Origin of the sequence: Clavibacter nebraskensis NCPPB 2581 (assembly GCF_000355695.1) — a bacterium.
Taxonomy (GTDB): Bacteria; Actinomycetota; Actinomycetes; order Actinomycetales; family Microbacteriaceae; genus Clavibacter; species Clavibacter nebraskensis.
Map to the genome: position 1 here is coordinate 2205916 of NC_020891.1, position 16117 is coordinate 2222032.

Sequence of the window (16117 nt, forward strand, 5' to 3'; positions counted from 1 at the left end):
CCCCGCCCCCCACCCCGAGGAGCCCCCATGCGTGCCGTCGTCTACGAGAAGTTCGGCCAGACCCCCGTCGTCCGCGAGCTGCCGGATCCCGCACCGTCCCCCGCCGGCGTCGTCGTGCGCGTCGAGGCCACGGGCGTGTGCCGCAGCGACGCGCACGGCTGGCTCGGCCACGACGACGGCATCGCGCTCCCGCAGGTACCGGGCCACGAGCTGGTCGGGCGGATCCACGAGGTCGGCCCCGAGGTCACGCGCTTCCACGTCGGGGACCGCGTCACCGTCCCGTTCGTCTGCGCGTGCGGCCGCTGCCCCGAGTGCCGCGCCGGCGACGGCCAGGTGTGCCGCGACCAGACGCAGCCGGGCTTCACGCACTGGGGGTCCTTCGCCGAGCTCGTCGCGCTGCACGACGCCGACGTGAACCTGATCCCCGTCCCCGACGAGCTCGACGCGGGCGCGGCGGCGCTCCTCGGCTGCCGCTTCGCCACCGCGTCCCGCGGGCTCGTGCACCGCGCCCGGATCCAGCGCGGCGAGCGCCTCCTCGTCATCGGCTGCGGCGGCGTGGGCCTCAGCGCGGTGATGATCGGCGTGGCGGTGGGCGCGGAGGTGATCGCGGTCGACGTCGACCCGGCCGCCCTCGCGCGCGCGTCGGAGCTCGGCGCCGAGTACACGATCGACTCGTCCGACCTCTCGGAGCTCGACGTCCTCGACGCGATCCACGCGGTCTCGCCCGACGGCGTGCAGGTGTCGGTGGAGGCGCTCGGCCGCGAGTCCACGCTCCGGATCAGCCTGCTGGCCCTCGCGCCGACGGGCCGCCAGGTGCAGATCGGCCTGTTCGCGAGCGAGCCGACGGTGCCCGTGCCGTTCGTCATCAGCCAGGAGCTGAGCCTGCACGGCAGCCACGGAATGCCCGCGCACGACTACGCGGAGCTGATGGCCATGGTCGCCTCGGGCGCGCTCCGCCCGGAGCTGCTCATCGAGCACCGCATCGCGCTCGACGACGCCCCGGCCGCGCTCGAGGCGCTCGCGTCGGGCGACCGCTCGGCGGGGATCACGCTGGTCGAGGTCGGCTGAGCGCGGCCGGCCGGGCTACCGCGGCCCGTCGAACCAGGCGTCGATCGCGGCGGTGATGCCCGAGTCGTCGACCACGACGTCCGGCACGACGGGCACGCCGTAGCGCCTCCCCGTGCGATCCGTGTCGACCCCGACCGTGCGATTCACGATCGCGCCGTCGACGAGGTACCGCGGATCGTTCTCCGTGCTGAAGCCGAAGGTCGGCTGACCGAACGAGCGCACGCCTTCCTGGCCGACGAACGCGATGGCGGCGGCCTCGCCGGAGCTCACGGTCATGCCGTCGGTGAGCACCGCGATCGGGAGGCCTGCGGGCACCCGGCCCGCGCCGCTCGTCGCGACGACCTGCCCGTCGTCGGCGACGGCGCCGCCGCCCACGGTGACGGGCCGCGATCGATCCGCGTGCTCGAAGGACATGACCCGGCCCTCGTCGAGGAGCGGCGACAGGGCCGCGAGCATGGGTCACATGTCGCCGCCGTGGTTCCCGCGGAGGTCCACGACCCAGCCGCGCGTGGTCGCGGGCGCCGCGTCGACGAGTCCCTGCGCGCCCGCGTCGACGTAGCGCTGGCGGGAGGCCTCGTCTCCGCCCAGGAGCCCGGGGACGACGATGGTCGTGATCCCGTCGGCCGTGGAGACCGTGGGCCGAGGCGCCGCCGCATCGGATGCCGGTGCCTCGTCACCGAAGAGCGCCGCGGCATCCACGGGACCGAGGAACGTGCTGTGCTCGCCGCCCAGCTCCTTCGCAGCCCCGGAGAGCGCCGGGTACGTGCCTGCGTAGGTGCGCGCCCGGGCCGCCTGCGCGTCCACCTGCGCTCGGACCTCCGCGACGCGGGCGGGATCCGCCTGGAGCCCGTCGACCATGAGGTCGACGGCCATGTCGGCGTAGTGCTGCGGCGACGGCGGGACGTCGAGGAGCCCAGCGCGCTCGAGCGACGGGGTCGCCGCCACGGTGCCGCCCACGAGGACGACGACGAGGACTGCGAACGCGAGGGGCAGGCGGCTGAGGATGCGGGCTCGACGCGAGGTCACGTGCCCACCCTGGCGGACGCGCGTGTGGTGCGGGCGATCGCTCCCCCGCCGCGCCTCCCCTAGAGCGCGCCCTGCAACTCGGAGCCCGCCGGGATCGGCGTGAGCCGCGTGACGACGGCCGGCCCGGTGATGAGGCCGGCGAGCGACGCGCCCATGCGCGCGACGGCCTCGCCGGCGCCGTGCGCGTCGAGGTCCTCGACGGACGACCACTTCTCGAGCATGACGATGGTGCCGTCGGGGGCGTCGTGGATCGCGTAGACCTCACAGCCCTCCTCCTCGTGCACCTCGGCGATGCCGCGGGACAGGGCGGCGACCGCCTCGTCGTGCTTCCCTTCGACGGGCGTGAAGACGGCGGTGACGACGACGGGCTGGGACATGGGGATCTCCTCGGTTCGGGTGGTGCGGGTGGGGATGGGGGCGCGGGCGGGATCGCTCACGGGCGCGGGATGTTCCGCAGGTTCGAGCGGGCGAGCTTCACGGCCTCGCCGACGCCGCCGTTCATCACGATCTTCGACATCGACAGCGCGAAGCCCTTCACCTGCGCGGCCGTGATCTCCGGCGGGATCGAGAGGGCCATCGGGTTGGTCACGAGATCGACGAGCGCCGGCCCGTCGTGCGCGAACGCGGCCTCGAGCGCGCCGCGGATGTCGGCCGGGTCCTCGACGCGCTGGGCGTGGATCCCGAGGGCGGCGGCCACAGCGGCGTAGTCGACCATGGGCACGTCGACGCCGAAGTCGGGGATCCCGTCGACGAGCATCTCCACCTTCACGAGACCGAGCGTCGAGTTGTTGAAGACCACGATCTTCACGGGCAGCCCGTACGCCGCCACCGTCACGAGCTCGCCCATGAGCATCGAGAGGCCGCCGTCGCCGGAGACCGACACGACCTGCCGCTCCGGGAACGCGACCTGCGCGCCGATGGCCTGCGGCAGCGCGTTGGCCATGGATCCGTGCACGAGCGACCCGATCATCCGCCGCCGCCCGTTCGGCGTGAGGTAGCGCGCGGTCCACACGTTGCACATGCCGGTGTCGCTCGTGAAGACGGTGTCGTCGCCCGCGACCTCGTCGAGGATGCTGGCCGCGTACTCGGGGTGGATCGGCTTCAGCTTCTCCGCCTTCGACGTGTACGCGCCGACGACCTGCTCCACCTTCCTGTCCTGCTCCTTCAGCAGCTCCTCCAGGAAGCGCCGATCGGTCTTCCGCTCGACGAGCGGCAGCACCGCGCGGATCGTGGAGAGCGCGTCGCCGTGGATCGCGATGTCGACGTCGGTGCGGCGGCCGAGGCGCTCGGGCGCGATGTCGATCTGCGCGGTCCGCACCTCCTTGCCGGGCAGGAACTGGTCGTAGGGGAAGTCGGTGCCGATGAGGATCAGCAGGTCGGCGCCCGAGATGCCGGCGGCCGCGGCGCCGTAGCCGATGAGGCCGGTCATGCCGACGTCGAACGGGTTGTCCTGCTGGATCACGTCCTTGCCGCGCAGCGAGTGCCCGACCGGCGCCGCGATCTTGTCGGCCAGCTCCATGAGCTCGGCGTGGGCGAATCCCGCGCCCCGGCCCGCGAAGATCGCCACGCTCCTCGCGTCGTCGATGGCCGCGGCGAGCGCGCGCACGTCCTCCTCGGCGGGCACGATCGCGGGGCGCCGCGGCAGCGAGAACGCGGGCGCCTCGCCCTCGGCCTCGAACTCGGCCACGTCGCCCGGCAGCGTGATGACGCTGACGCCGCCGAGGGCGAGCGCGTGCCGCATCGCCTGGTCGACGACGCGGGGCGCCTGGACGGCGGTGGAGATCATCTCCGTGTAGTGCGAGCACTCGACGAAGAGGCGGTCGGGGTGCGTCTCCTGGAAGTAGCCGGAGCCGATCTGGTTCGTGGTGATGTGGCTCGCGATGGCGAGCACGGGCGCGCCCGAGCGGTGCGCGTCGTAGAGGCCGTTGATGAGGTGCAGGTGGCCGGGTCCGCAGGATCCGGCGCACACCGCGAGCTTGCCGGTGAGCTGCGCTTCGGCGGAGGCGGCGAACGCGCCGGCCTCCTCGTGCCGCACGTGGATCCAGTCGATGCCGCCCGTGCGGCTGCCGCCCGTGCGCCGCACCGCGTCGACGACCGGGTTGAGGCTGTCGCCGACGACCCCGTAGATGCGGCTCACCCCCGCCTCGATGAGCTGGGCGATGAGCTGGTCGGCGACCGTGCGAGCCATGTTGCGTCCTTCCGTCGGTGCGTCCAGTCAATACCCGCCGCCTCCGCGCGACCTCCGCGCCGCCCGCGCGGCCCCGGCGGGAATGCGCCCGGACCAGGCGCGTTGACCCTCACGTGACCGACACGACGACCGATCCCGCCCGCCCCGCCGCCGCCGCCGACCCCGACGCCCTCGCCCGCTACGAGGCCTGGCACCGCGCCCGCCTCGCCGCCGTGACGAGCCCGTTCGGCAGCCTCGCGCTGATCCAGACGACGTGGCTCGAGCCGGGTCAGGAGGTCAGCGACCTGGAGGCACTCGAGGGCCAGCCCGACACCGTGCAGCTCACCCGCATCGAGCGCATCTCGCTCGACACCGGCGAGCCCGAATACGGCTACCGGCTCTGGGACGCGGCGTCCCCGAAGAACCGCGCGTTCGAGGACATCGAGGTCTACCCCTACGCGCCCGAGTGGATCCTCGAGGGCCGCTTCGAGCGCGTCGACGACGAGCGCGTCGACGACGACCGCGTGATCCCGTTCGAGCACATCGCCGACGCCGGCCGCACGCGCGAGCTGCCCGTACCCGGCGACATCGTGGTGGAGATCGACGGGCGCGAGGTGCGCCTCAGCGCCTTCGCCGACGGGGACCGCCTCCAGCTCGTCTTCGCCGACGCCACCACGGGCCGCGAGAGCTACGCGCCCAGCCGCTTCCTCTTCCTCCCGCGCCCGGATGGCGACGGACCCGTGACCCTCGACTTCACGCGCGCCGTCGTCCCGCCCTGCGGCTTCTCCGACTGGATGAACTGCCCGCTCCCGCCCGCCGGCAACCGCCTGACGGCGGCCGTGCGCGCCGGCGAGCGCCGGGTGGTCTACCGCGACGAGGCCTGAGGCGCGGGCACGCGCACTGCCACCGGCGCAGGCCGCGGGCGCGGGCGCGGACCCGGCTCAGCCCGTCGGCAGCTCGGTGCCCGCCGCCCACACGCGGGTGACCGCGAGGTCGGGTGACAGCGCCACGACGTCCGCCGCGTGTCCCGCGCGCAGCAGGCCGAGGCGGTCGTCCACGCCGAGCGCCCGCGCCGGCACGAGGGTGAGGGCGGCGATCGCGTCCGGCAGCGCCAGGCCGACCTCGCGCACCGCGATCCGCAGCGCCTGGTCCTGCGTGAGCGTCGAGCCCGCGATGGTGTCGGCGCCCGCGAGCCGGGCGCTGCCGTCCCGCACGTCGACGTCGAGCGCGCCGAGCCGGTAGCGGCCGTCCGCGGATCCGGCTGCCGCCATCGCGTCCGTGACGAGCGCGACGCGGCCGGGCGCCGCGCGGAGCAGCAGACCCGCGACGGAGGGCGCCACGTGCACGCCGTCGAGGATCAGCTCGAGCGTCACGCGCTCGTCGGCGACGGCAGCCATGATCGGGCCGGGCTCCCGGTGGTGGATCCCCGGCATGGCGTTGAACGCGTGCGTCAGCACGGTCGCGTCCGCGTCGAAGGCGGACCGCGCCACGTCGCCCGAGCACGTCGTGTGCCCGACGGCGGCGACCACGCCGGCGGCGACGAGGCGCCGGATCGCGTCGAGTGCGCCGTCGAGCTCGGGCGCGATCGTGACCTGCCGGAGCACGCCCTCCCCCGCCTCCAGCAGCGCCTCGATGCGCGCGGGCGTCGGATCGACCAGGTGCTCGTGCGCGTGGGCCCCCGCCGCGTGCGGCGACAGAAACGGGCCCTCGAGGTGCGCGCCGAGGACGGTCGGGTCGTCGGTCATCGCGTCGCGGATCCGCCCGAGCGAGCGCACGAGGTCGGGCACGGGGTTCGCGACGAGGCTCAGCACCGACCGCGTCGTGCCGTGCCGCCGGTGCAGGGCGACGGCGGCGCGGATCCCATCGGCCCCGTCGTCGTGGGATCCGCCCGCGCCGCCGTGCACGTGCAGGTCGACGAAGCCGGGCACGAGCGTCGCGTCGCCGAGGTCGACGGTGCGATCCGCGGGCGGCGCCTCGCGTCCGCTGCTGACGGCGGTGATGCGGTCGCCGTCCATCAGGACCCACGCGTCGTCGACGGCGCCGCGCGCGTCGACCGCCCGGGCCGCGCGGAGGAGCGTGGTCACGGTCTCGTCGTGCGCGCTCATGCGGTCATCCTCCCGCACGGAGCGCGGCGCACCGTGCCCGCGTCCGGCCCCGGCGGGCCCGCCGCCGCGGCCGGGACCTCCTCCGATCAGCCCGCCGGGACGGTGACCGTGGCGGCCGCGATCGTGGCGAGGGTCAGGTGGTCCGGGGTCGATCCGCCGCCCGCGCTGACGCTCACGTCGTAGCGGCCGGCGCCCACGGGGACGCTCACGCTGTAGGGGCGGTCGCTGCCGGCGCGGGTCACGGCCAGCGTGGCCTGGGGGGTCACGCCGGCCGAGGCGCCACGGCCGTCCCCGATGTCGAGCGTCGCACGGTCCGTGCCGTCGCGGAGGGTCACCGCGTCGATGTCGACGCGGTACCCGCCCGAGACGGGGGCCACCCGCACGCCGGAGAGGATGTGCGGCGCGGTCTCCGCCGCGACGGCCGGATCGGTCGTCGCGCCGATGGATCCGGCGACGCCGTCACCGGGCGCCGTGGTCGGCGCGCGCGGGGGCGGAGGGGTTCTTCGGGGTCATGGGTTCCTGCTCCCTGATCACGTGCACAGCCGGGAGGGCGGCATGACCAGTGCAGGAGGACGCGTGTCGCGAGAGCGTATGCCCTGCCCCATTCGCTCGCCCTACCCGGGCGGCACGAGCCCGCCCCCCCAGACCCGTGCCTCAGCCGAGCACCTCGGGCCGCTGCCACTCCGCACCGTGCACGTGCTGGTCGAGGAACGCGAGCACCGTCCGGTACCAGACCACCGAATGCTGGGGCTTCAGCACCCAGTGGTTCTCGTCCGGGAAGACCAGGAACCGGTGCGGCGTCGTACCGTCGTCGGCCGCGTGGTGCTCGGCGAGCTCCGACCAGAGGCGCAGGCTCTCGCCGATCGGCACGCGGTAGTCGCGGTCGCCGTGGATCACGAGCATGGGCGTCACGATGTCGCGCACCGAGTGGTGCGGCGAGTTCCGGTCGAGGCCCTCGTCCGTGAAGATGCTCTGCCAGTACTGCGACGAGTCGGTGGTCGGCCCGAACTGGTCGAGCGCCCACAGGCTCGCGTGGCTGACGATCGCGCGGAAGCGGTCGGTGTGGCCCGCGACCCAGTTGGCCATGTAGCCGCCGAACGAGCCGCCCATCGCGGCCGTGCGCGTCTCGTCGATGTCGGCGCGCGCCTCGACGGCGTCGGTGATCGACATGAGGTCGGTGTAGGGCGCCTCGCCCCACGCGTCCCAGCCGCGCGCGATGAAGTCGAGCCCGTAGCCGGTGCTCAGCGCGGGATCCGGCAGCAGCACCGCGTAGCCGCGCGCCACCATCACCTGCGGCGTCCAGCGCCAGCTCCACGCGTTCCAGCTGTTGAGCGGACCGCCGTGGATCCACAGCAGCAGCGGCGCGGGCGCCTCGGCCGACGCGCCCTCCGGCAGCAGCAGCCAGCCGCGCACGCGCGCGCCGTCGGCGGCCGTCGTCTCGACCTCGGTCATGGTGCCGGTGGTCGCGGGGACGGGCGCGGGCGTCGCGAGCTCCGTGACGGATCCGTCCGCCGCCGACACGCGCACCGGGTGCGCGGGCGCCATCCACGAGGAGCGGAGCGCGAGCACGTCGCCGGTCTCGCGGTCGACCCGCACGTCCGTGTAGGAGTGGTCGTCGGTCGTGAGCTGCGTGACGGCGTCGTCGAGGCCGATGCGGAAGACGGGGCCGCGGCCGTCCTGGTCGGCCGTGACGACGAGGCCCTGCGAGTCGGCGTCGAACCGCAGCGACGACGGCCAGCGGTCCCAGTCGGCGGCGACGCGGCGGGCGTCGGATCCGTCGAGCGCGGACACCCAGATCTCCTGCTGCGTGGGCGCGGCCGGGGTCGCGCGGTCGGTGCGCACGTAGGCGAGCAGCGCGCCGTCGGGGCTGATGGCGGGCATCTCGAGGTCGACGCCGGGCACGTCGACGAGCGTGGTGCGCTCCCCGGTGGCGACGTCGATCGACACGAGCGCCTGGCGGAAGCCGCGGCGCTCCTTCACGCCCACCGCGACGACGAGCGTGCGGCCGTCCGGCGAGAGCGCGGCGGCCGCGTGGTCGAGGCTGCGGCCGGGCCGCGGGGTGAGGTCGCGCGGGCGCGGCAGCGAGGTCGGGTACGGCTGCGCGGTGGCGGCGGGCGCGGCGGCCGCGGATCCGCCGTCCTCCGATTCCGCCTCGGCGGCGAGCGCGGCGGCCGCGTCCGCGGTCGTGGGCCGGGCGGGCTCCTCGACGAGCGCGTCGGCGAGGTCGAGGGCGAAGAGGTGCGGCTCGTCGGGGCCGAGGTCGTGGTCCCAGTACCGCACCGGGTAGCTGTCGTGTAGGACCGCGTTCACCTCGAGGTCCGACCGGGTCTTCCGGGCCACGGCGTCGGCCTCGAGCGAGCCGGATCCGGGCAGCAGCGGCGCGTGCAGGATGACGGTGGCGGCGTCGCGCGCGACGGCCGCGATGCCGTCCACCCCGCCGGCCAGGCGGGTCAGCGCGCGGGCCTCGCCGCCGGCGGCCGGGAGGATCCACAGCTGCGCGGCCTCCTTCCCGTCGGCGTCGTCGGCGTCGGGGCGGGAGGAGACGAAGAGGAGGTCGCCGGTCGCGGTGAAGGCCGCGCCCGCCTCGCTCTTCGCCGAGCGCGTGAGGCGCTGCGGCACGCCGCCGCCGGCCGCGGGCACGACCCAGAGGGCGTGGCGGTAGCCGGTCCTGGCGGCGTCGAGGGTCGTGACGGTGAGCACCGCGCGGCGTCCGTCGGGCGAGAGCACGAGGCCGCCGAGGCGCGGGAGGGCGATGAACTCGTCGAGCTCGGAGAAGGGGGTGCGGGAGTCGGGCATGCCTCCACGCTAGCCGCGGCGCCTCTCGACCCCGGCCGACGGGGCCGCGACGGCCGGCGCTCTCCCGCCGAGCGCGGCGCGGGGCGGGATCCTTTGGGCCCCAATCGCTGGCGTCGTCACGGTAGGATCGGGCGCCTGGAGCGGCGAGCCGGTCGGGTCGGGAGGCCCGCGCGCGTCTCGCGGAGGCTCATCGCGGAGGCGGCCCTCGAGGTCGGCCTGAGCACCCTCACCCTCACCTCCCTCGCGCACCGCCTCGGGGTCGACCACTCGACGCTGTACCGGCACGTCGCCAGCCGCGACGACATCGTCCTGCTCGCGTGCGACACCGCCATCGCGCGCATGGACTGGCCGACCGTCCCCGACGCGCCCGCCGCGCGGCTCACCGCGCCCGACGACACCTCGTGGCGCACCTACCTCGAGCAGGCCGTCGAGCGCGTGTGGGACATGTACGACCGGCACCCGGGCCTCGCCAGCGCCATCCACCACCTCGACACGGCGCCCGACCAGGTCGTCCTGCGCTTCACCGGGGCGATCGGCGACCTCACCCGCATGGGCTTCGCGGAGGCGGAGGCCGTGCTGGTCCTCGACACCGTCCTCGACATCGGCGTGGAGTCCTACGTCGGGTGGGAGCGCGTGCTGGCGGCGGGCGGCGGTGCGGGCGACCAGCCCGCGTCGTCGTCGCCCATCGTGGACTCCAGGATGCCCGCCGCCATGGGACGCGGGCTGCTCGCCCTGGCCGCCGAGGGGATCGCCGCCGACCACGCGGCCGACGCCGACGCCGCGGCGGCCACCCAGGCGTCCCGTCGCGGCGGACCCGCGCACTCCTCGGGCGCCCCCGACGCGCTGCACGCGCGCGAGGAGGAGGCCCAGCGCGACGCCCTCGGCACGATGGACCGCGTCACCGCCCGGTTCTCCGGCGAGGTGTCGACGGGATCCGCCGCGACGCCGCGCGACTGGTGGCGGCGCAAGCTCGGCGTGATCCTCGCGGGCGTGGGCGGGCTGCGCTCCCCCGCACCCGACGCGTCGGACCGCTAGGGCCGGGCCGGCCCGTCCGCGTCGTCGGCGCCCGCGTCGTCCCCGGCGTCCCGCGCGGCGAGCACGGGCGCGAGCACCGCGCGGACCGCCTGGGCCCCGTCGTCGTTCAGGTGCAGCCGGTCGTCCGTGAGCGTGGGGTCGAGCTCGCCGTCGCCGAAGCCGAGGGCGGGCCACAGGTCGACGTGCTCGGCGCGGACCGCCGGCGCGTACTGGCGGATGTGCACGTTGACCACGCGGATCCGCTCGGCGTGCTCGCGACCGCGGGGCGGCACGGTGAGGACGACGATCCGGGCCGCAGGCAGGTCGCGTCGGAGTTGCGCGAGGATCGTCTCCAGCGCGCGGACGGTCGCCTCCGGACCGCGGCGCGCGGCGCCGAGGTCGTGCGTGCCGCAGGACAGCACGACGGTCGCGGGATCCGCGGACACCGCGTCCGGCAGGAGCGCGAGCACGTCGTCGGTGGTCTGGCCGGCCCGCCCGAGGTCCACGATCCGCGTCTCCGCGTCGTCGCCGTCGGATCCGCGGACGATGGCGCCCCAGCCGCCGTCCCCGGTGAGGCTGTCGCCCAGCAGGACGGTCGTGCGCGTGCGCGGTGCCATGGATCCGCCTCTCGTCGTGCCCATCATGGTCCCCGCACCCGCGGAAGTCACCGGCCGGGCGCCCGCCTCGGCGGCGCTACCGACGCGACACCCGCCGCCACCAGCGGCGCCGGCGCGGGGAGAGCACGAGCACGGCGACGGCGATGAGGAGCGGGAGGGACAGGATCGCGGCGACCAGGGCGCCCGCCTGCCCGGGGTTCAGGGGGATGCCGAGCACGTCGATGGTCACGCGCGACGCGGCGCCGTCGGTGAGGTCGGTGATGCTGCGGTCGTCGGCCGCGTCCACCGGCACGGGCTTCCACGCCTCGGCGGCCGCGGGGTCGGGCGTCGTCGAGTCCGACGGCGTCCGCGCCGCGGCCGATCCGTCGCCCGAGATGATCGCGAGGTCGGCGCGCGCCTGCACGGGCGCGGACACGCTCATCGTCACGGCGGTCGCGAGGCCGGCCGACGCGAGGGCGATGCCCACGAGGGTCAGGAGGATCAGGCCGACGCGCGGGGCCCCGATCCGCCGGCTCACCGTGCGGCCCCGTCTGGGGCCGGCTCGGCCTCGCGGCGCTTGGTCGCGGCGAGCGCCTTCGCGGTGATGCGGGTGGCCATCGACGTGAAGATCACGCCGTGGAAGGGCAGGATCGAGAACCAGTAGAGCCGGCCGGCGAGGCCGGACGGGAAGAAGATCGCGCGCTGCCGGTAGTCGCTGCCGCCGCCCTCGCGGGGCGTGGAGCTGAGCTCGAGCCAGGCCTCGCCGGGCAGCTTCATCTCCGCGCGCAGCCGGAGTGAGGATCCGCGCTCGATGTGCTCGACGCGCCAGAAGTCGAGCGCGTCGCCCGTCTGCAACGTGGTCGCGCTGCGGCGGCCGCGGCGCAGGCCCACGCCGCCGACGAGCTTGTCCATCCACCCGCGCGCGGCCCAGGCGACCGGCAGCGAGTACCAGCCGTTGTCGCCGCCGATCGACTCGATCACGGCCCAGAGGTCCTCGGGCGCGGCGTCGGTCGCGCGCTCCTTGAGGTCGAGGTAGACGGTGTGGCCCGACCACTCGGGGTCGCTCGGCAGCAGGTCGCTGGGCGCGCCGACCACGGCGGAGTCCTTCCAGCTGGTCTCGACGACGCCGTCGCGCATCTTGCCGAGGGCGAGGCGCACGGCGCGGCGGTAGCCGGTGAGGCCGCCGTCGGGGTCGGGGACGTAGGCGGAGATGTCGTGCTCGCCCATCACGCAGTCGTACTGGAGCGACTCGATGATGGGCACGGCCAGCGAGCGCGGGATCGGCGTGACGACGTTGACCCAGTGCGCGGCGAGGCGCGGGGCGAAGACGGGGATGGAGGCGATGGGACGCTGCGGCAGGCCGGCTTCGACCGCGTACCCGTTCAGCATCTGGCCGTAGCGGAGCACGTCGGGCCCGCCGATGTCGAAGGTGCGGTTGAGGTCGTCGGGCAGGTCGGCCGCGGCGACGAGGTAGTAGAGGACGTCGCGGATCGCGATGGGCTGGATGAAGTTGCGCACCCAGCCGGGCGCGGGCATGAAGGGCAGGACCTCGGTGAGGTGGCGGATCATCTCGAACGACGTGGAGCCGGATCCGATGACCACGCCCGCCTGCAGCGCGATGGTGGGCACGCCGCTCGCGAGGAGCACGTCGCCGACGGCCTTGCGGCTCGCGAGGTGCTTCGAGAGCTCGTCGGAGTCCGGGTGCAGCCCGCCGAGGTAGACGATGCGGCCGACGCCCGCGGCCTTCGCGGCGGTCGCGACGTGCTCGGCGGAGGCGCGCTCCGAGGAGGCGAAGTCGCCCGTGGATCCCATGCCGTGCACGAGGTAGTAGAGGACGTCGACGCCGTCGACCGCGGGATCGAGGGTGGCGGCGTCGGCGAGGTCGCCGCGCACCACCTCCACGTCGTCGCGCCACGGCACGTCGGTGAGGCGACGGGGATCCCGCACGAGGACTCGCACCCGGAAGCCGGCCTCGAGGAGGCGGGGCACGAGCCGGCCGCCGATGTAGCCCGTCGCTCCGGTCACGAGGGCGAGACGGGAGGCGGCGCTCGGCGATGTCATTCCCTCACGCTAGGCAATCAGCCTGGCAAGCGGCTCCCAGGAGCCGGGACAGCGGGTGGGCGACGCCTGCGTCCCCGCCCGCGGATCAGCCCTCGGCGGACTCGAGCTCGGCGAGGTACCGGCGCCAGGTGGCGCCGTGCTCGGCCTCGCACGTCGCCCAGTCCACCGGGCTGCCGTGGACGAGGTCCTCGAGCAGGTCGAGGTGCAGGCGCCAGCTGGCCTTGATCACGTTCGCGATGCCGGCCGGGAGGAAGCCGGAGACCGTGACGCCGATCTCCGTCTGCCGGTCGCGCGGACCGCCGGGCACCTCGTGGAGGCGGATGAGGAAGCGGGCCGAGACCTCGCCCTCGTGGACGAACGTGTAGTCGATCGCCCGCCCCTCCTCGAAGCGCGTGACGACCCCGCCGGACGCGGAGGCGAGGCTGCGGTCGGGCACCGTCATCCACACGAACCAGAACTCGCCGCCGTCCCCCTGCTCGATGGACGCCTCGGCGAGCCAGCCGGAGACCATGTCGGCGTCGGAGACCGCGTCCCACACGATGAGCGGCGGCAGGTCGACGAGCCGGCGGAAGACGAACTCGTACGGGAGGAAGACGGTGGACTCGCGGGCCTCGGAGAAGAAGGCGCCGGGGAGGGCGCGGAACCGGGTGCGGACGGCGCCCGGATCGGCGTCCCGGTCGTCGTCGAGGCCGGCGGACTCGGGCATGCCCTCGTCGAGCTCGCGGGACGCGAGGCGCGCCTCGGCGGCCTCGGTGTGCTCGAGGGCCGGGGCGCCGCCGCGGCGGGAGCGGGTCGCACCGTCGGCGTGCAGGTCGGACGCCTCGCGGGGGGCCTGTCCGGGGGTGTGTTCGGGATCCACGTGCCGAGCCTAGATGCCGACCGCCGGTAGGGTCCGTGAATTCCACACAGGTGTCAGGGTGAGGAGGTCGAGGCCATGCGGACCGCGGGCCGCGCGTCTCGCCGACGGCCGCGGGGCCGCCCGTATCCTGGACGCCGGTCGACGGGCGGATCCGGGACCGGGACAGGACGAAGATGCCTCGCACGCTCGCGCTCGCCGTCGACTTCGGCGGCACCAAGGTCGAGTCCGCGCTCGTGGACGACGCGGGCCGCGTGCTCGAGGGCAGCCGCTTCCGCGGCCCGACGGGGCCGGAGCGATCCGCCGACGAGCTGCTCGACGCCGTGCTCGGGGTCGCCCGCCGGGCCCTCGCCGCCCTGCCCGACGACGCCGTGGTCGTCGGCACCGGGCTCGCGGCGGCCGGCCCCGTCGACGTGCCGCACGGCCTCGTCTCGCCGCTCAACGTCGCCGCGTGGCGCGACTACCCGCTGCGCGACCGTGTCGCCGAGCTCACGCCCGACGTCCCCACGACGCTCCAGATGGACGGCCTCGCGATCACGCTCGCCGAGCACTGGGTCGGCGCCGGCCGAGGCCACGACCACGTGATGGGGATGATCGTCTCCACCGGGATCGGCGGCGGGCTCGTGCTCGGCGGCCGCACCGCCGCGGGATCCACGGGCAACGCCGGCCACATCGGCCACGTCGAGGTCGCCGGGTTCGACGACCCGTGCACGTGCGGCGGGCGGGGGTGCGTCGAGGCGATCGCGTCGGGACCGAGGAGCGTCGCGTGGGCGCGCGCGCAGGGGTGGACGGGATCCACCGGCGAGGACCTGGCCGCCTCCTACCGCGACGGCGACGAGACGGCCGTCGCGGCCGTGCGGCGCGCGGGCCTCGCGATCGGCCGCGCCGTCGCGTCGGCCAGCTCGCTCGTGGACCTCGACGTCGTGGCGATCGGCGGCGGGTTCAGCCGCGTCACGCCCGACCTCTTCGACATGATCCGCGAGCCCATCGCCCTCCGCGAGCAGTTCGGCTTCGTCACGAAGACGCGCGTCGTGCCCTCCGGCCTCTCCTCGGACGGCCCGATCATCGGCGCGGGCGCCCTCGTGCACCGCCGGGAGATGGTCCCGAGCTTCTGAGCCCGCCGCCGGAGCGGGTCAGCGCTCGCGGACGGCCTCGCGGGGCGCACGGTCCCAGGTGTCCTCGAGCATGCGCGGCCGCGCGAGGTAGAAGCCGGACGCGGACGCCACCGCGACCATGGCGAACAGCATGAGCAGCGGCGCGGTCCAGCCGCCGGTCGCCTCGTGCAGCACGCCGAACATGAGCGGGCCGATCGCGCCGATCGAGTAGCCGATGCCCTGCACGAAGCCGCTCAGCGCGACCACTCCCCCGTGCGTGCGGGTGCGGAGGTTGATGAGCACGAAGACGAGCGGGAACAGCAGCGGGCCGGATCCCGCGGCCGCCACCCAGAGCAGCGGCGCGGCGGCGGGGGCGACCAGGAGGCCGACGTAGCCGACGACGACGAAGAGCACGCCGACCTGGATCAGCGTGCCGACGTTCTTCATGCGCGCCGCGAGCAGCGGCATGATGATCGCCGCCGGCAGCCCCATGAACCCGAACACGGCGAGCAGCGCGCCCGACGCGACGGGCGTCTGCCCCGCGGTGTCCTGCAGGAGCGCGGGCAGCCAGGCGAACATCGCGTACGCGTTGAAGGACGAGGCCGCCTGGATCCCCACGAGCGCCCACGCGACCGGCGAGCGGAACACGCGGCCGGTGACGGCGGCGGGCGCCTCCTCCACCTGGTCGAGGGCGGCCGCGGCGGCGCGCTCGCGGCGGGTGTCGCGGCGGTGCTGGACGAGGAGCGCCACCCACGGCACGAGCGCGACGACGGCGACCGTGGCCCACGCGCCGATCGCGACGCGCCAGCCCGCACTGTCGGCCAGCGGCGCGGCCACGAGCGAGGGCACGCCCGTGCTGATCGACATCATCACGGTGGTGAGCGAGGTGAGCGGCCCGATCCGGCCGGGGAAGTACTTCTTCACGAGCGGCGGCAGGAGCACGTTGCCGAGGCCCATGCCCGCGAGCGACAGGATCGTGCCGATGCCGAAGACGACCACCGTGTCGGATGAGGCCCGCAGCAGGTGCCCGACGACCATGGCGACGAGACCCACCACCACGGTGAGCTCGAGGCCGAGACGGCGCGAGATCGCGGGCGCGAGAAGGCCGAAGAGCGCGAAGCACACGGGCGGCAGCGCGCCGAGGACGCCTATCGAGACGGAGTCGAGCGGCACGTCGCGGCCGATCTCGTCGACGATCGGCGAGAAGACGGCGACGGCCGTCCGGAGGTTGAGGGCGACCAGCACGATGCCGACCAGGGCGAGGAGGGCACCCGCACGGGGAGCTGCGGGAGTCGTCGTCACCACCAGATTCTACGGCGGCCGGAATAGGCTCT

General features: G+C 75.0%; 16 protein-coding genes. 4 read left to right on the forward strand and 12 right to left on the reverse strand.

Annotated elements, in window-relative coordinates:
* Window positions 1–27 precede the first annotated feature (27 nt).
* The gene (locus CMN_RS10355) at window positions 28–1068 is read left to right on the forward strand and encodes a zinc-dependent alcohol dehydrogenase family protein (RefSeq protein WP_015490760.1); all 1041 of its coding nucleotides are present in this window, start codon (window positions 28–30) and stop codon (window positions 1066–1068) included.
* A 15-nt stretch (window positions 1069–1083) separates the two neighbouring features.
* On the opposite strand, the gene CMN_RS10360 is transcribed toward CMN_RS10355, so the two are convergent.
* The 4 genes from CMN_RS10360 to CMN_RS10375 are packed head-to-tail and all read right to left on the reverse strand — an operon-like array spanning window position 1084 to window position 4282.
* Entirely contained in the window at window positions 1084–1524 is a 441-nt protein-coding gene (locus CMN_RS10360) for a S41 family peptidase (protein WP_045929246.1), read from the reverse strand.
* Between the two features lie 3 nt (window positions 1525–1527).
* The gene (locus CMN_RS10365; RefSeq protein ID WP_041465281.1) at window positions 1528–2094 is read right to left on the reverse strand and encodes a hypothetical protein; all 567 of its coding nucleotides are present in this window, start codon (window positions 2092–2094) and stop codon (window positions 1528–1530) included.
* A gap of 59 nt (window positions 2095–2153) precedes the next feature.
* Window positions 2154–2471, reverse strand: coding sequence for a putative quinol monooxygenase (locus tag CMN_RS10370; RefSeq protein WP_015490761.1), 318 nt, complete (start codon window positions 2469–2471; stop codon window positions 2154–2156).
* Between the two features lie 56 nt (window positions 2472–2527).
* Entirely contained in the window at window positions 2528–4282 is a 1755-nt protein-coding gene (locus CMN_RS10375; RefSeq protein ID WP_015490762.1) for a pyruvate dehydrogenase, read from the reverse strand.
* A 113-nt stretch (window positions 4283–4395) separates the two neighbouring features.
* On the opposite strand from CMN_RS10375, the gene CMN_RS10380 reads away from it, so the two are divergent.
* The gene (locus tag CMN_RS10380) at window positions 4396–5145 is read left to right on the forward strand and encodes a DUF1684 domain-containing protein (protein ID WP_015490763.1); all 750 of its coding nucleotides are present in this window, start codon (window positions 4396–4398) and stop codon (window positions 5143–5145) included.
* A 57-nt stretch (window positions 5146–5202) separates the two neighbouring features.
* Here CMN_RS10380 and nagA read toward each other — a convergent pair whose 3' ends face one another.
* The 3 genes from nagA to CMN_RS10395 all read right to left on the reverse strand — a co-directional run bounded on the left by nagA (window position 5203) and on the right by CMN_RS10395 (window position 9162).
* Entirely contained in the window at window positions 5203–6366 is a 1164-nt protein-coding gene (nagA, locus tag CMN_RS10385; protein ID WP_015490764.1) for an N-acetylglucosamine-6-phosphate deacetylase, read from the reverse strand.
* An 86-nt stretch (window positions 6367–6452) separates the two neighbouring features.
* Complete coding sequence (locus tag CMN_RS10390; RefSeq protein ID WP_015490765.1) at window positions 6453–6749, reverse strand: hypothetical protein; 297 nt, start codon at window positions 6747–6749, stop codon at window positions 6453–6455.
* Between the two features lie 271 nt (window positions 6750–7020).
* Entirely contained in the window at window positions 7021–9162 is a 2142-nt protein-coding gene (locus CMN_RS10395) for a S9 family peptidase (RefSeq protein WP_015490766.1), read from the reverse strand.
* Window positions 9163–9255: 93 nt separating this feature from the next.
* Between CMN_RS10395 and CMN_RS10400 the strand changes: the two genes are divergently transcribed.
* Window positions 9256–10197 (forward strand): TetR/AcrR family transcriptional regulator, encoded by a 942-nt coding sequence (locus CMN_RS10400; RefSeq protein ID WP_015490767.1) that lies wholly within the window; start codon window positions 9256–9258, stop codon window positions 10195–10197.
* Here the strand turns inward: CMN_RS10400 and CMN_RS10405 are convergent.
* The 4 genes from CMN_RS10405 to CMN_RS10420 all read right to left on the reverse strand — a co-directional run bounded on the left by CMN_RS10405 (window position 10194) and on the right by CMN_RS10420 (window position 13692).
* Entirely contained in the window at window positions 10194–10793 is a 600-nt protein-coding gene (locus tag CMN_RS10405) for a GDSL-type esterase/lipase family protein (RefSeq protein WP_227077675.1), read from the reverse strand. The two genes, CMN_RS10400 and CMN_RS10405, sit on opposite strands and share 4 nt — an antisense overlap.
* Before the next feature lie 76 nt (window positions 10794–10869).
* Window positions 10870–11310 (reverse strand): hypothetical protein, encoded by a 441-nt coding sequence (locus CMN_RS10410; RefSeq protein WP_015490769.1) that lies wholly within the window; start codon window positions 11308–11310, stop codon window positions 10870–10872.
* Window positions 11307–12833 carry an SDR family oxidoreductase gene (locus CMN_RS10415; RefSeq protein ID WP_015490770.1) on the reverse strand — a complete coding sequence of 509 codons (1527 nt, stop codon included), beginning with the start codon at window positions 12831–12833 and terminating at the stop codon, window positions 11307–11309. Before CMN_RS10415 ends, CMN_RS10410 begins: the two co-directional genes overlap by 4 nt.
* 85 nt (window positions 12834–12918) lie before the next feature.
* The gene (locus CMN_RS10420; protein ID WP_015490771.1) at window positions 12919–13692 is read right to left on the reverse strand and encodes an SRPBCC family protein; all 774 of its coding nucleotides are present in this window, start codon (window positions 13690–13692) and stop codon (window positions 12919–12921) included.
* Window positions 13693–13865: 173 nt separating this feature from the next.
* Here CMN_RS10420 and CMN_RS10425 point away from each other — a divergent pair, with 173 nt between their 5' ends.
* On the forward strand, window positions 13866–14804 hold the full coding sequence (locus CMN_RS10425; RefSeq protein WP_015490772.1) for an ROK family protein: 939 nt from the start codon (window positions 13866–13868) through the stop codon (window positions 14802–14804).
* 18 nt (window positions 14805–14822) lie between these two features.
* On the opposite strand, the gene CMN_RS10430 is transcribed toward CMN_RS10425, so the two are convergent.
* Window positions 14823–16085, reverse strand: a complete 1263-nt coding sequence (locus CMN_RS10430) for an MFS transporter (RefSeq protein WP_227077676.1) — start codon at window positions 16083–16085, stop codon at window positions 14823–14825.
* Window positions 16086–16117: the final 32 nt, after the last annotated feature.

Coding starts and splice junctions, on each gene's coding strand:
- CMN_RS10355 (WP_015490760.1), top strand. CDS start 28: ATGCGTGCCGTCGTCTACGAGAAGTTCGGCCAGACCCCCGTCGTCCGC.
- CMN_RS10360 (WP_045929246.1), bottom strand. CDS start 1,524: ATGCTCGCGGCCCTGTCGCCGCTCCTCGACGAGGGCCGGGTCATGTCC.
- CMN_RS10370 (WP_015490761.1), bottom strand. CDS start 2,471: ATGTCCCAGCCCGTCGTCGTCACCGCCGTCTTCACGCCCGTCGAAGGG.
- CMN_RS10375 (WP_015490762.1), bottom strand. CDS start 4,282: ATGGCTCGCACGGTCGCCGACCAGCTCATCGCCCAGCTCATCGAGGCG.
- nagA (WP_015490764.1), bottom strand. CDS start 6,366: ATGAGCGCGCACGACGAGACCGTGACCACGCTCCTCCGCGCGGCCCGG.
- CMN_RS10395 (WP_015490766.1), bottom strand. CDS start 9,162: ATGCCCGACTCCCGCACCCCCTTCTCCGAGCTCGACGAGTTCATCGCC.
- CMN_RS10405 (WP_227077675.1), bottom strand. CDS start 10,793: ATGGCACCGCGCACGCGCACGACCGTCCTGCTGGGCGACAGCCTCACC.
- CMN_RS10415 (WP_015490770.1), bottom strand. CDS start 12,833: ATGACATCGCCGAGCGCCGCCTCCCGTCTCGCCCTCGTGACCGGAGCG.
- CMN_RS10425 (WP_015490772.1), top strand. CDS start 13,866: ATGCCTCGCACGCTCGCGCTCGCCGTCGACTTCGGCGGCACCAAGGTC.